Origin of the sequence: Qipengyuania gelatinilytica (genome assembly GCF_019711315.1) — a bacterium.
GTDB lineage: Bacteria > Pseudomonadota > Alphaproteobacteria > Sphingomonadales > Sphingomonadaceae > Qipengyuania > Qipengyuania gelatinilytica.
The window spans coordinates 577,115-590,709 of sequence record NZ_CP081294.1; the positions used below are offsets into that span (position 1 = coordinate 577,115).

Consider the following 13,595-nt stretch of genomic DNA (forward strand, 5'->3'; position numbering starts at 1 on the left):
ATCAGCTCGTTAACTGAACTACTATTATCGGGCGACTAACGCCCCTTCTCAGCCATACCCCATCAGGCTCAGCACTTCCTTGCGGCTGCGCTGGTCTTCGAGGAAGGTGCCCATCATGCGGCTGGTGACCATGCCGACGCCGGGCGTGCGGACGCCGCGGGCGGTCATGCAGCTGTGCTGGGCGTCGATCACAACAGCCACGCCCTGCGGCTGGAGGTTTTCCCAGATGCAGTCGGCAACCTCGGCAGTCAGGCGTTCCTGCACCTGCAGGCGGCGTGCATATCCGTGGAGCACGCGGGCGAGCTTGGAGATACCGACTACGCGGTCGTTGGGCAGGTAAGCGATTGCCGCCTTGCCGATGATCGGGGCCATGTGGTGTTCGCAGTGCGACTGGAAGGGAATGTCCTTCAACAGGACGATTTCGTTATACCCGCCCACTTCCTCGAACACGCGGCTGAGGTGGATACCCGGGTCCTCTTCATAACCCAGGCAGTATTCCTTCCAAGCGCGCGCGACACGTGCAGGCGTGTCGAGCAGGCCCTCGCGCGTCGGATCGTCGCCCGTCCATTCGATCAGCGTGCGGATCGCGTCCTGGACGTGTTCGGGGACCGGGGGTTTGCCAAGCGGGTTGTCTTCGTCGGGGCCGACCAGGCTGCTCACTTGCCGTTCTTCCTTCTGAACTTGTTGCGCATGCGCGCGAGGCGGCTTCCCTTGCGGAAAAGTCCGCCCTTTGCAAACGGCTCGAACATATCGTCGGGATGTTCGGGATCCAGCAGCGCGCTCTGGGCAAGCGATTCCTCGGCGTCGTTGAGGTCCGGCGGATGGTAACGCTGCAGGTTGCGGCCCTCGCCCGGAGTCAGCGTGTGATCGATCAACGCGGCCATCGAACCATAGCGGGCCTGGAGTTGCGGCACCTCGTCCTCTTCGATGCCGCAATGCTCCGCCAGCAAGGAATGGCGCAGGCTCGCGATCATGCTGCTCGTCCCCGCATTCGCCTTGCGGGTAGAATCGATGAACACGTCGCATTCGCTGTCCAGCCCCATCGAGCGGTTGTTCATGTTCGCGGAACCGATGCGCAGGATTTCGTCATCGACGATCATGATCTTGGCATGCACATAGATCGGCGTCTCGCCGGTCAGCGGGGTCCAGATGCTGAAGCGGCTCTTCTTGTCGGCCTCCTCGATAGCGCGGACCAGTTCCGCGCGCGCATGGTCCATCGCCTGCTGCTCGAGCCAGCCGTCGGCATTGGCCGGATGGACGATCACGATCTCCGGCGGATCGTCTTCCTGCACCCGCTCGATGATCGCTTCGGCAATCGCACGCGAGGCGAAGTACTGGCTTTCGGCATAGATGAAGTGCTTGGCGCGCTTGATATGCGCGAGGTGGAGCTGCTCGATCTCCTTTACCTCTTCCCAGTCGCGATAGGCGGCCCGCGTCCTGGCGATACCGATCTCGACATTCTCGAACTGGGCCTTCAGCGGTTCGGGCCATGGCGAAGCAACGCTCGGTTCGTATTGGGGAAGAGTGCCGCCGCCGGCTCTGGTCCAGCGGTCCTCGCCAAGCTCTTCGAGGGCGTTGGCGACGTCGCCTTCCATCATCATGGTGGCATCATGCCACGGCTCGTAAGGCTTGCCGCGCGGGGTGACGCGGCGCTCGTCGTTTTCCCTGTGGTCGCGCGTGTCCCAGCGCTTGTCGGTCATGTCGATCCCGCCGCACACCGCGACCTTGCCGTCGAGGATCGCCAGCTTCTGGTGATGACTGCACCCCACCGGATGTGCGGTATCGAACTTGAAATTGATCCGCGGGTGGCGAACCCAGCGGGCAAGGTCCCACATCATCGAAGCGCGAAGCGGCATTGTGAAAATGCCGAAATTCCATTTCAGGAGTCGGATATCGAGTTTCTTGCGATGCCGCGCGAGCCAGGCGATGAAACTGCCCAGCCGCCGGGGATATCCACGCTTCCAGGGGCGCTGCCACCAGCGCCGGCCGCGTTCGAGATGGATTCGCGTATCGAAATCCCAGCCGATCAGCAGCATGCGCCGGCGCGTGTGCAGCATGGCTTCCTGCATGTAGGCGAAATAGTCGGCAGCATCGACAATCACCGATGCCTTGCTGGCCATTTCATAGCGCCAGACACCCGGCTCCACGCCGGGTTCCAGCTGCGAAGTGCGGCTCGATGCCCCTTCGGATTGCGTTTCGGATGCCCCCTCCGCGCTCATGGCTATTCCTTGGCGTCCTCTTTTTTCTCAGGCGTCACTTCCGCTTCGGCCTTCTCTTCTTCCTTACGCCGATCGAAGACCGCGCGCATATGCTCCATGTCCTTCTCGTCGAGATATTTCTCGAAATCGGGGAAGTGGTCTTCCTCCTCTTCCTCGATGTGATGGCGATACTGGTGGTCGAAGTTTTTGAATTTCGTCAGCCAGGCACCTTCCGACATGTCGGTCGCGGCGAGATCGTTGAGCGCTTCGTCGATTTCGTGATGTTCGGCAACCGAGTGGCGCGTCTCATCGGTGGTCGGCGGTTTGCGCAGCATCGTGGAATAAAGCGCCTGCTCTTCTGCGGCAGCGTGGCCCTTCAATTCCTTGGTCAGCTCTTCGAAAAGCTCTTCGCGCTCCTTGGTGTCGCCGCTGGTCTGGAGAAGCTTGTCCAGCAGCTCGCGGTGCTTATCGTGGTCCTTCTTGAGGCGGGCGAAGATTTCGGTGGCATCGGACATCGGGTTGATTCTCCTATCGCCTTTCAGAACAGGCCGAAGGCAAGGCGGTTCCAGCAATGCTTGAATGCAGGAACCTGGCACCGCATATCAGCGGCATGAGCCAAGACCGTTCCGGCCCCACCCAGGCGCAGATGCAGCAGATGGCAGAAGCGGTTGTCCGCGACCTGCCGGAGAAATTCCGCGAGCAGATGGGCGAGATCGTGATGCGCGTGGAAGACTTCGCCACGGCCGAACAGCTCGAATCGGTCGGGCTTGCCAGCAAGTGGGAGCTGACCGGCCTATACGAAGGCGTGGCACTGACCGAACGATCCGTCTGGGAAAGCCACCGCATGCCTGCGCGGATCTGGCTATTTCGCGAACCGCTCATCGCCGAATGGCGCGACACCGGCGTCCGCATGGATGACCTCGTCCGTCACGTGGTGATTCATGAGGCTGGCCATCACTTCGGCTTTTCCGACGACGACATGCACTGGCTGGAAGACAACGCGGACTGACGCGCGGGCGTTCAGGCCTGCTGGCTGGTGTCCGCCGCGCCCAGGGATGCTGCAAAGCCCGGCTGCGTAAGACAGGTGCGGAAAGACCCTCCGCTTCCCTGTAACTCTTGCGCCGGACCGGCCGCATCGACCTGCCCCTTATGAATACTGGCCCGGTTAAACGCTGCAGCGCGCCGGATGGATTCGTGCGACCTTATGACCATGCTTGTCCCCTTCCATCCCGCGCAGGCTTCGTCCCCAAGCCATTGATCGCAGGATGCAGGCGCACCTTATTGGGGTTCTGGCGCGGCGCAATGGACCATCGACCGTCAGGCGCATGTTGTGAGGAGACTGTGTCCAGCTGCTGTCACATATCCGGGTGACACTGGCAGCTGGAAAAAGGCCCAAAACCACAAAAGCCCACGACCCTTGCGGGGTCATGGGCTTTTATGGCGCGCCAGGAAGGATTCGAACCTCCGACCGCCTGATTCGTAGTCAGGTACTCTATCCAGCTGAGCTACTGGCGCGTTGGAGGGCGGCACATAGGTGGGTGCTGCGGCCTTGGCAACACCTAATCCGCGTATTTTTCCATCAATGATGCCGCAAGCGCGATATCGAGCGGCGGCTTGTCCAGCGCAGCCACTTCATCGGCGCCGAACCAGTCCACTGCCCCGCCTTCGAGTGCCTGCGGCTCACCCTCCCAATGGGAACATGTGTAAAGGAGTATGACAATCGGGCGCTCACGCGTGCCGTCTGCCTCCTGTGCGAATCCGGACGGCGCAAGATCTTCGATCCGAATCGCGATCCCGAGTTCCTCCTCGATCTCTCGAACCAGCGCATTTGCAGGGGTTTCGTGCGACTCGACCTTACCGCCAGGAAATTCCCACAAGCCACCGTGATGCTTGTGGTCGGGCCGTTTGTGCATGAGCCAGCGCCCGTCCCCGCCCCGCAGGGCTAGGGCAACTACCAAGGTGATTGTCGGGAAATTTTCCAAACTTTCGTGACCCCGCAACTTTTTCTTAACACCTGCCCGAGTACCCAAAGGATGTCAGCTACGAATTGACATTGGGGGCAACCGAAGTGGTCGAGTTTCTGAAAAAACTGAAAGCCGACGACCGCGGTGCGACTGCTGTTGAATACGGGCTGATCCTCTCACTGATCTTCTTGGCCCTGATGGGGGCTGTGGAAGCTTTCGGACAAACGACGATCGACATGTGGAATGGGATCTCGACCGAAATGCAGAACGCAGGAATCTAAGACGCAGGGTGAAGAGGTCAAAAAGACGCTGGCACGGTTACGATTTGTCAACTTGTCGGCGTCAGAACGAGGATAGCTCAAGCCGTAGGACGCGGTGCGAGCCGGGTACGAAGACTGAACCAGGAGACATAACATGAAGTTCATCAACAAGCTGCGCAACAACGAAGAAGGCGCAACCGCAATCGAGTACGGCCTTATCGCTGCTCTGATCGCCGTTGCTGCAATGACCGCAATGGGCGCACTCGGCAACCAGCTCGACGCCACCTTCACCACGGTGTCGGACGAAATGGCTACCGCCAACGTCTAATCGGCGATTGTCGATACAAAAAGGGCGGCGAGGGATTTCCCCTCGCCGCCTTTTTCTTTGCCTGAAGGAAATGTCGATCAGCTTCCGCGGATGACGATCTTCACCTTCTGGCCGGCCTGGAGCTGATCATTCGCACCAAGGCCGTTGAGGACGCGGAAGCGTTCTTCCTGCGCAGTGGAATAAGCCATCCGGCGCGAGAGCGAACTCACGGTATCGCCGCTACGAACGGTGATTACATCGAGCACGCGCGGTACGACCTGCGCCGCCTCCTGCGTCGAGATACGGCGGACCGACGAATACATCTGGTTGAACGTGCTCGCCTGTCCGGCCGGAGTGATCGCGAGGAAGTGATAGGCGCGATCGTTCGCGAATTCATACGCGAAGACCGTCACATCGACCTGGCTCTGGCCGTTATTGACCCGCGCCGTCCCGAAAGCCGCCGGCAATCCGTTGACGGTACGCGTCTGGATATTGGACGGTGTGATCTGCTGCTGCTGGCTCAACGCGGAAAAGACGCTCTGCACATAGGCGTTGAGATTGCCATTGTACGGCGCCAGCGAGAATACGGCTTTGCCGGACTGGCCCGAAATACTGACCTCGCGCGTGCCGTTGATCATGTAGAAACCCTGCGGTGCGGTGAAGGAAAGCCGCAGATCCGGGTGAATGAATTGGCGGCCCTCGATCACACCCTGCTTTGGATCGTCTCCATAGATGAGCCCGTCTATCCGCGTCAGGAAGGAATCGCGGTTGACGACTCCGGTCATCCCTTGCGTCTGCTGCAGAACGGCCTGCACCCGGCTGGCAGGATCGGGGTGCGTCGAAGCCCATTCCGGCAGGCGCGCACTGTCGCGTCCCTGCAAGCGGGCATCGAGCGCATTCTGGGCAGCTAGGCTCGCCAGGACGGTTCCCATCGCGCGCGGATCGTATCCGGCGCGCCCGAGATAGGTAATGCCGAGATTGTCGGCTTCCGTTTCCTGCCTGCGTGAATAGCTGAGGGTAAAGAGTTGCGCCCCCTGGAGCGAAAGCTGCCCCAATTGCTGCCCGATACCCGTATCGCCGAGGAGCACACTCGACGCGATTGCCCCGAGCACACCGAGTATCTGGTTCTGCGATGCGGTCTTCTGGCGTCGCTGCGAATGGCGGGCGGCAACATGACCGACCTCATGACCCAGCACGCCGGCCAGTTCGGCCTCGTTGTTCATCAGCGAGACGAGCTGCCGCGTCGTGTAGACGTAACCACCCGGGATCGCGAAGGCGTTGTTCACCGAGCTGTTGAGCAGCGAGATGGTGAAGCTCTCGCGTGCATTGCCGAGGCCTGACTGAACGGCGATATTCTTGCCGACCTGCTCGACATATTGCGCCTGCGATCCGGTCATCGCGCCGCCGAATTCAGCGAGCAATTGGGGATGAGCCTCCGCGCCTATCTGGGCCTCGTCCTGCGTAATGGGTGCCGAAGCATCCGGGATCGACCCGCCTCCGGGTAGCGCAGCGCAGCCCGTAAGAGCGAAGGCCAAGCCAACGGAAGATAAGGCGATTCTCTTGGTTGCGGTCATGGAAGCTCCCCTTCGCAAAGCCGCACGGATCTATCCGCCGCGCAGCCGGTTCGTTTGTGTCAGAGATAACAAGGGGATGCGGAGCTTTGTTCCCGCACGCTTCCGGAACGGTTCAGCCGGCGATCCTGAGGAAGCGCTCTTCACGCATTCGCTTGAGCTCGTCGGGAGAGGTTTTCGACAGCATGTCCAGTTCTTCGCCGATCGCCTGGCCCAGCGCTTCCGCCATTGCCTTGGGATCGCGATGCGCCCCGCCGACAGGCTCGTTGACGATCCGGTCGATCACACCGAGCTTCTTCAGGTTCTGCGCGGTGATCTTCATCGCTTCGGCGGCATCGGGAGCCTTTTCGGCCGTGCGCCACAGGATCGAGGCGCAGCCTTCGGGCGAAATCACGGAATAGACCGCGTGTTCGAGCATCAGGACGCGCTCGGCGCTGGCAAGCGCGACTGCGCCGCCCGAGCCACCTTCGCCCACGATGGTTGCGACCATCGGGACCGGCAGCGCAAGGCAGGCCTCGGTCGAACGGGCAATGGCTTCTGCCTGGCCGCGCTCTTCGGCTTCCACGCCGGGGAATGCGCCCGAGGTGTCGACCAGCGTCACCACGGGAAGTCCGAAACGCCCGGCCATTTCCATCAGGCGAATCGCCTTGCGGTAGCCTTCGGGCTTACCCATGCCGAAATTGTGACGGATGCGGCTGGCAGTATCGTTGCCCTTCTCGTGGCCGATCAGCATGACCTTGCGGCCATTCAGCTTGGCAAAGCCGCCAAGGATCGCTTCATCTTCGCCAAAGGCGCGGTCACCGCCCAGCGGCACGAATTCTTCGAACGCATGCTCCACATAGTCGCGGAAATGCGGGCGCGAGGGGTGACGTGCAACCTGCGTCTTCTGCCAGGGCGAAAGCGATTCGTAGGTGGTCGCGAGCAAGTCCGCGCTTTTCACCTCGAGCCTTTCAAGCTCCTTGGAGATATCGACATCGTCGCCTTCCGACGCATTGCGCAATTCGGCAATGCGCTTTTCAAGTTCTGCGACCGGCTTTTCGAATTCGAGATAGGAAACCATCGCAGACCCGCTAGTCGCTACGGCGGGACTGCGCAAGCGGGTGGCGCTCGTTGACCAGCTTCACGAGCCGCGCTGCGTCGACATGCGTGTAGATTTGCGTGGTCGCGATATCGGCATGACCTAGCAAGGTCTGAAGCGCGCGCAGGTCCGCCCCGCCCTCCAGCAGGTGCGTTGCAAAGGCATGGCGCAGAACGTGGGGGCTCAGCTTTTCAGGTGGGAGATCGGCCCGCACCGCGAGTTCTTTCAGCGTCTGGAACAATCTGACGCGCGAGAGATGCTTGGTGCGTGAGGGAAACAGCCATTGCGAACCGGTCGGTCGCACCGCCAGCCAGCGTGACAGAGCCTGCTTCGCGCGCTTGCTCACCGGGACGAGGCGGGCCTGCCCACCCTTGCCCGTAACCGTCAGGAACGGTTCGTCGCGAGGAACTGCGGACATCGGCAGCGAGACGAGTTCGGTTGCGCGCAGTCCCGAGCCATAGAGCAGTTCGAGCATGGCCAGCATGCGAACCGATTCCGGCCGGTCGCTCTTTGCCTCTGCCTCTGCTTGCTGGAACAGCGCCTCCACCTGCGCATGGCCGAGAATTTTGGGCAGCGGCCTACGGGTCGTGGGACGCGGCAGCGCGTGGGTCGGATCATCCTCGCGCTCGCCCTCGTCCATCAGGAAGCCGAAGAACTGGCGCAGCGCGGAAATCTTGCGCGCCATGGTGGAAGGCGCGAGCGAGGACCAGCCCTGCCCCAGCTTGGCGAGCTGGGCCGGTGTAGCGTTCGCCAAGTCGCCCCCGAGCAGTTCCTCGGCCTGGTGCAGGTCCCGCCCGTAGGCCAGAAGGGTATTGCGCGCCGCTCCCCGCTCTGCGGCGAGCATGGCGAGGAAATCCTCGATATCGCTCATGGCCCGATCAGGCCCGCGCGACCGCCTCCGCGGCGATCATCCGGGCTTCGGCATTGAGGCCGACGCGATTGAGTGCCGACACGATGTGATAGAGATGACGCGCGGTCATCTGGTCCCAGTTCGTGCCCTGCATGCCAAGTCCGGCGAGCATCACGACAAGCGCGCCGTTGTTGGCCTCGGCTGCCTTGTCGATCATGCGGGTCCATGCGGTCGGGGCGCGCAGGTTGACGCCCAGTCGCTCGCTATATTCAGCGATATTATCGGCATCGGTGCGGCCCAGACCCGCGAGCCCTGCTAGCAGCATCTTCGACTTGCGCTGGCCGGAAGATTCGTCGCCATTCTCGAACGTGGCAAGCTGCCCGTCGGTCACCGCGACATCCTGCGGATTGGCGAGCGCCAGCAGCGCCCAGCCCACGCTTCCTTCTTCCACGACATCGGCCCAGCGCATCGCATCCCGATCGAGGCCTGCCGTCAGCATGGAAGCGATCAGCCGCGGGGCATCGTCCTCGAAATCATTGCTCGGCGTGAGGCGCGCGGAAGCATAGGCGGTCAGGACCAGTCCGGCATATTCGTCATCGCCCGACCAGACATCACGGATCGCTGCGAGACGGGCGCCGGCATCGGGGTCGACATAGGCGTCGCGCAGGCGGGCAGCGCGGGCGATTGCCGCATCGGCATCCTGCTGCTCTCCGCGGTCAGCATAGAGCTGCGAATAGAGGTCCACCATCGCAGCGGAAGAGAAGATGCCCGCCGCGGCTGCCAGGTCGGCACCGCGCAGGCGCTGCACAATTGGAAGCGCAGGCGTGCTGGCCCCTGCCTTGAGGTAATAAGGGCCGAGCTGTTCGAGCAGACCATCGGGAATCGGTTCGCCAAGCGCGTTGGCGAGCGCAAACCGCCAGGGGTTCATCGCCTCGATACCGTCCCATTCGATGGTGACCGCGCGCCGGCCCTGCCCGGCGGCACCAGCGTAACGCTGCGCCAGCAGGACATCGATGCGGTCTTCTTCCGTACGGCTGAGCAGGCGGCGCAGTTCATTGTTCGCAGCGGTCGTTTCGCCTGCGTAGGCGGCACAAATACCCTCGAACATCTTCCACTGCACATCGTCGCGATCGGCTTGTCCGAGGCGCACGACAGGACAGGCGCCGGTGATGTCCCCAGTCCCGACATAGGCGTCGAGCGCGGCTTCGGTCAGTTCGGAAGAATAGTCTGCCGTATCCACGTCCTGGACCAGCGCTCGGGCCGCGGAATGCTCGCCCATGGCGTTGAGCGCTGCGGCCCGCAGCGCGGCGAATTCGACCGGATTCATGCCTTCTGGCGCGGCAAGGCGGCTCGCGAGTGCGCGGCGCATGAGGATATGCCCCCAGCGCGAGACGAGCGGCTGACTGGTATTGGCCAGGGCAGCACGCACGATGGAAGCCGGCTGGCGGGCAAGCGAAGCGACCGGCAGTCCGCCTTCCCTTTCATCGATAATGCCGACCCGTTCGGTCGACCGGCGAGCCGCAGGAGGAATGTCGTAGCGCGGTTTGAGGCCCAGAAGATCGTCGAGCTCGTCGACCGTCAGTTCTTCGAGTTCCTCTACCGATGGAATGTCCGACAGCGATACTCCGGAAGTATCGACCGGCCCGGGCGTGCTGGGGATCGGCTGAACGACTTCGGAGCCCTGCGGCGGTGCCGGGGCCGTCGGATCGGCAGGAGCCGAGGGCGCGCTGGTCGCAGTCGGCACAGGCGCCGGTGTGGGCGTCGGCGCGGGCTGCCCGACGCCGGGAGGAAGAAGGCTTTCCGGAGCGCTCTGGGCCATGACCAGCGTAGAGCACAGCACAAGCGCGCCGCCTGCGAGGAGGTAAGCGCGCTTCATCGCAGCGACTCCGGCAATTCGACAGGTTCGGAAATGGTGCGCAACGGCTCTTCCCCGCCGTCGATCCAGGCGATGATCAGGACAGCGAGGATGCCGAGGATGGCAATGCCTGCGATGCGCGAACGTTTGACGGCCAAGTTTTTCGTATCCCCGGTGAACAATCCGATGCCTTGCCCGCGCCCTAGCGCATCTATAGGCCGAGCGGCAATGAGCAACGCACACACTTCGACCGGTGAATTGGACCTTCCGGCGCTGGCAGGGCGTATCACGCGCCCGCTGGTGCTGGTCGGGCTGATGGGCGTGGGCAAGTCGACCATCGGCCGCAGGCTCGCCAATGCGCTCTCGCGCAGCTTCGTCGATGCCGACGAGGAAATCGAACGTGCCGCCGACCGATCGGTGAGCGAAATCTTCGAAGCCCATGGAGAGGCCTATTTCCGCGATGGCGAACGACGCGTGATCGCCCGGTTGATGGAAGAGGGTTACGGCGTGATCGCAACCGGCGGTGGCGCCTTCGTCGACCAAGAGACCCGTGCGCTGGTGCTGGAAAAGGGCTTGGCGATCTGGCTCGATTGCGATCTCGACACGCTTGTCGAACGCACTTCACGCCGCGACACCCGCCCGCTCCTGAAGACGGGCGATCCGCGCGAGATCCTTTTCAACCTCAAGGAACAGCGCGGCCCTGCCTACTCGCAGGCGCAAATCCATGTCGTAACCGATGACGGACCGCACGAAGCGACCGTCGAACGCATCCTGCAGGAGCTCGACGCATGGCAGTAATCCCCGTCGATCTTGCGGGACGCAGCTACGAAGTGCGTGTCGGCACCGGCCTGCTCGCCAATGTGGCCGAGGAAGCAGCCCCCTTCCTGCGCAAGACCCGCGTGCCGATCGTGGCCGATGCCAATGCACGCCAACATTGGGGCGAAGCGCTCGCCCGATCGCTCGAGGCAGCAGGCAAGGAGCCGCGCTGGTACGATGTCGAACCGGGCGAAGGATCGAAAAGCTGGGACAGCCTCGCACGACTGACCGACTGGCTGCTTTCCGAAGGTGTCGAGCGCGGGGATCACGTGCTGGCCCTTGGCGGCGGCGTTGTCGGCGATCTCACCGGATTTGCCTGCGCCATCCTCAAGCGCGGCTGCGGATTCGTGCAATTGCCCACGACCCTGCTGGCTCAGGTAGACAGCTCGGTCGGTGGAAAGACCGCAATCAATACCCCTGCGGGCAAGAACCTGATTGGCGCGTTCCACCAGCCCTCTCTGGTGCTGGCCGATCTCGATGCGCTGTCCACCCTTCCCCCGCGAGAATTGCGGGCGGGCTATGCCGAGGTGCTGAAATACGGCGTTCTGGGCGACGCAGGCTTTTTCGAATGGCTCGAAGGCGAAGGCGGCAATGTCGTCGCGCTCCAGCCGGAACCGCTCGAACGGGCAGTTGCGAACAGCGTGGCAGCCAAGGCGCGGATCGTCGCAGAGGACGAGCGCGAGACCAGCGGCGCGCGCGCCCTTCTCAACCTCGGCCACACCTTCGGCCATGCGCTCGAAGCCGAGACGGGCTTCTCCGATCGCCTCCTTCATGGAGAGGCCGTGGCGCTGGGCATGGTTCTGGCGGCCCGCTATTCCGCACGGCGCGGCGAACTGTCGCTGGACGATGCGGCCCGCGTGACGCGTGCAGTGGATGCTGCGGGATTACCTGCCGAAATTTCCGCGCTCGGCCTCGATTGCGACGGACGCAAGCTCGCCGATCACATGCTCCACGACAAGAAGATGGACGCGGGCACCCTGCCCTTCATCCTGCTGCGCGGCATTGGCGAGGCATGGTTGGCGCGCGATGTCGACATGGCCGACATTGCGGCCTTCCTCGACGAAGAGCTTCAGGCGCATTAGTCTTAGCGCCCATGACGCGCTTTATCGACCTGTCCATCCCGATCACCAACGATGTCGTCTCCGACCCGGAGGTGATGCGGCCCAAGATCCAGTACATGACCCACGAGAACACGTGGGAGCAGATCGCCATGTTCTTCCCGGGGCTTGAGAAGTCCGATTTGCCGGATGGCGAAGGCTGGGCGGTCGAAATGCTCGAACTTTCGACCCACAACGGCACCCATATGGATGCGCCGTGGCACTACCATTCGACCACAGATGACGGCGCCAGCCCCGCACCGAGCATCGACGAGGCTCCGCTCGACCGGTTCTTCCGGCCGGGAGTGAAGCTCGATTTCAGTCATTTGCCGCACGGCCACGTGGTGAGCGCTGCGGAGGTAGAAGAGGCATTCGACAGGATCGGCTACGACCTTCAGCCTCTCGACATCGTGCTGGTGCAGTCGGGCGCTATCTACGGCACCGAGAATTTCACCGACCAGGGCGTAGGCCTCGGCGCGGAAGCGACCCTGTGGCTGACCGAGCGCGGTGTGGAAGTGGTCGGTACCGATGCATGGAGTTGGGATGCCCCCTTCAGCCACACGGCAAAGCGCTGGGCGGAGAACCGCGATCCGGCCATTATCTGGGAAGGTCATAAGGCCGGCCGCATCCGGCCCTATTACCAGATCGAGAAGCTCACCAACCTCGAAAGCCTGCCGTCACATGGTTTCACCTTCAGCTGCTTTCCCGTGAAGATCGAGCGGGCAAGTGCGGGGTGGATTCGCGCAGTGGCGATGCTAGAAGGCATTGCATGAAAAGGATTTTCTTGAGTGCCGCGCTTGCCGCGGTCGCCGTACCGAGCATGGCCCAGGACACCACTCGTGAAATCGTGTCCAAACCCGATGCCGCAGATTTCGCCCGTGCCGAAGCAGCAGTCGCACCGATTATCGCGCTTATCGAAGCGGAGAAAATGCAGGAAGCGATCCATGCTGCGGCCAGCGGCAGCCCGCTATTCGCGTCGAAGGGCGCCGAGCTCACCTCACTCGGCGGGCAGGCACGCAACGCTGTCGATATCTACGGACCGGTAGAGCGGTGCATCCTGCAATCGCGGGACTACACGACGGAACTGCGGTTCCATCTCAATTACGTCTGCCAGCATCGCGATCTGCTGATCCAGTGGAAGTTCAACGTCGATGAACTGCCGGGTGGACTGACCATCACCAACGTGAGCTTCTCGGATACGTTCTGACCTGACCGCCAGCCTTGGGAAGGCCGCGCGAATTAGCTCGCGCGTGCCTTCAGCTGGGTGACCTTGCCAGCGCCATGCGGCTGGTATTCGGCCATCATCGTGTCGTGTTCGGCAAAAAGACGTTCAATCTCGCTGCGGCGGTCGAGCAGCATCTGTGCGATGCCCGGCGCAAGACTGTCGCCTTCGCCGATCTTTCCCAGAATGCCAGCGAGGTCGCTGATCGTCGCGTCTTCGGGGGTCTTGTAATAATTGCCCCTGGTATCGAAGAACCCTGTTCCCCTGTGTGCCATAATTTGCTCCTGCTTCAGTGTTTCCGAAGCGACTCGAAGACAGGAATTATCACCGCACGGGCCAATTCTTAAAAGTGCATTTACCTTGAATCGCGACTGAAG

The 13,595-nt window shown here is 62.3% G+C and carries 17 protein-coding genes and 1 tRNA gene; 7 read left to right on the forward strand and 11 right to left on the reverse strand.

Going from position 1 to position 13,595, the window contains the following annotated elements; genetic code table 11:
* Window positions 1-48: 48 nt before the first annotated feature.
* Genes folE through K3136_RS02825 form a run of 3 tightly spaced genes read right to left on the reverse strand, consistent with a single transcriptional unit; the run spans window position 49 to window position 2,713 of the window.
* Complete coding sequence (folE, locus tag K3136_RS02815; RefSeq protein ID WP_221431405.1) at window positions 49-660, reverse strand: GTP cyclohydrolase I FolE; 612 nt, start codon at window positions 658-660, stop codon at window positions 49-51.
* Window positions 657-2,219 (reverse strand): phospholipase D-like domain-containing protein, encoded by a 1,563-nt coding sequence (locus K3136_RS02820; RefSeq protein ID WP_221431406.1) that lies wholly within the window; start codon window positions 2,217-2,219, stop codon window positions 657-659. Before K3136_RS02820 ends, folE begins: the two co-directional genes overlap by 4 nt.
* Window positions 2,220-2,221: 2 nt before the next feature.
* A complete protein-coding gene (locus K3136_RS02825; RefSeq protein ID WP_221431407.1) occupies window positions 2,222-2,713 on the reverse strand; it encodes a hemerythrin domain-containing protein in 492 nt (163 codons plus the stop codon).
* A 95-nt stretch (window positions 2,714-2,808) separates the two neighbouring features.
* Between K3136_RS02825 and K3136_RS02830 the strand changes: the two genes are divergently transcribed.
* Complete coding sequence (locus tag K3136_RS02830) at window positions 2,809-3,207, forward strand: metallopeptidase family protein (protein ID WP_221431408.1); 399 nt, start codon at window positions 2,809-2,811, stop codon at window positions 3,205-3,207.
* 429 nt (window positions 3,208-3,636) lie between these two features.
* On the opposite strand, the gene K3136_RS02835 is transcribed toward K3136_RS02830, so the two are convergent.
* Window positions 3,637-3,713, reverse strand: a tRNA-Arg gene (locus K3136_RS02835).
* Window positions 3,714-3,757: 44 nt separating this feature from the next.
* Window positions 3,758-4,111, reverse strand: coding sequence for a (deoxy)nucleoside triphosphate pyrophosphohydrolase (locus K3136_RS02840; RefSeq protein ID WP_247711413.1), 354 nt, complete (start codon window positions 4,109-4,111; stop codon window positions 3,758-3,760).
* A gap of 155 nt (window positions 4,112-4,266) precedes the next feature.
* Between K3136_RS02840 and K3136_RS02845 the strand changes: the two genes are divergently transcribed.
* Both K3136_RS02845 and K3136_RS02850 read left to right on the forward strand, forming a co-directional pair.
* Window positions 4,267-4,443, forward strand: a complete 177-nt coding sequence (locus K3136_RS02845; RefSeq protein ID WP_221431409.1) for a Flp family type IVb pilin — start codon at window positions 4,267-4,269, stop codon at window positions 4,441-4,443.
* Between the two features lie 133 nt (window positions 4,444-4,576).
* Window positions 4,577-4,750 (forward strand): Flp family type IVb pilin, encoded by a 174-nt coding sequence (locus tag K3136_RS02850; protein ID WP_221431410.1) that lies wholly within the window; start codon window positions 4,577-4,579, stop codon window positions 4,748-4,750.
* A 77-nt stretch (window positions 4,751-4,827) separates the two neighbouring features.
* Here the strand turns inward: K3136_RS02850 and K3136_RS02855 are convergent, their stop codons facing one another.
* The 5 genes from K3136_RS02855 to K3136_RS02875 all read right to left on the reverse strand — a co-directional run bounded on the left by K3136_RS02855 (window position 4,828) and on the right by K3136_RS02875 (window position 10,241).
* Complete coding sequence (locus K3136_RS02855; RefSeq protein ID WP_221431411.1) at window positions 4,828-6,303, reverse strand: M48 family metalloprotease; 1,476 nt, start codon at window positions 6,301-6,303, stop codon at window positions 4,828-4,830.
* A 112-nt stretch (window positions 6,304-6,415) separates the two neighbouring features.
* Window positions 6,416-7,360: an acetyl-CoA carboxylase carboxyltransferase subunit alpha gene (locus tag K3136_RS02860; RefSeq protein WP_221431412.1), complete on the reverse strand. Its 945-nt coding sequence runs from the start codon at window positions 7,358-7,360 to the stop codon at window positions 6,416-6,418.
* 10 nt (window positions 7,361-7,370) lie between these two features.
* Window positions 7,371-8,249 carry a tyrosine recombinase gene (locus K3136_RS02865; RefSeq protein ID WP_221431413.1) on the reverse strand — a complete coding sequence of 293 codons (879 nt, stop codon included), beginning with the start codon at window positions 8,247-8,249 and terminating at the stop codon, window positions 7,371-7,373.
* Between the two features lie 7 nt (window positions 8,250-8,256).
* Entirely contained in the window at window positions 8,257-10,104 is a 1,848-nt protein-coding gene (locus tag K3136_RS02870; RefSeq protein ID WP_221431414.1) for a hypothetical protein, read from the reverse strand.
* The gene (locus K3136_RS02875; protein WP_221431415.1) at window positions 10,101-10,241 is read right to left on the reverse strand and encodes a hypothetical protein; all 141 of its coding nucleotides are present in this window, start codon (window positions 10,239-10,241) and stop codon (window positions 10,101-10,103) included. Before K3136_RS02875 ends, K3136_RS02870 begins: the two co-directional genes overlap by 4 nt.
* A 70-nt stretch (window positions 10,242-10,311) precedes the next feature.
* Between K3136_RS02875 and K3136_RS02880 the strand changes: the two genes are divergently transcribed.
* Genes K3136_RS02880 through K3136_RS02895 form a run of 4 tightly spaced genes read left to right on the forward strand, consistent with a single transcriptional unit; the run spans window position 10,312 to window position 13,203 of the window.
* On the forward strand, window positions 10,312-10,881 hold the full coding sequence (locus K3136_RS02880; RefSeq protein WP_221431416.1) for a shikimate kinase: 570 nt from the start codon (window positions 10,312-10,314) through the stop codon (window positions 10,879-10,881).
* Window positions 10,872-11,981, forward strand: a complete 1,110-nt coding sequence (aroB, locus tag K3136_RS02885; RefSeq protein ID WP_221431417.1) for a 3-dehydroquinate synthase — start codon at window positions 10,872-10,874, stop codon at window positions 11,979-11,981. The genes K3136_RS02880 and aroB overlap by 10 nt, the downstream gene beginning before the upstream one ends.
* 11 nt (window positions 11,982-11,992) lie before the next feature.
* The gene (locus K3136_RS02890) at window positions 11,993-12,769 is read left to right on the forward strand and encodes a cyclase family protein (protein ID WP_221431418.1); all 777 of its coding nucleotides are present in this window, start codon (window positions 11,993-11,995) and stop codon (window positions 12,767-12,769) included.
* Window positions 12,770-12,816: 47 nt separating this feature from the next.
* Window positions 12,817-13,203, forward strand: a complete 387-nt coding sequence (locus K3136_RS02895) for a hypothetical protein (protein ID WP_221431419.1) — start codon at window positions 12,817-12,819, stop codon at window positions 13,201-13,203.
* A gap of 32 nt (window positions 13,204-13,235) precedes the next feature.
* Here the strand turns inward: K3136_RS02895 and K3136_RS02900 are convergent, their stop codons facing one another.
* Window positions 13,236-13,493, reverse strand: a complete 258-nt coding sequence (locus tag K3136_RS02900; RefSeq protein WP_221431420.1) for a hypothetical protein — start codon at window positions 13,491-13,493, stop codon at window positions 13,236-13,238.
* Window positions 13,494-13,595: the final 102 nt, after the last annotated feature.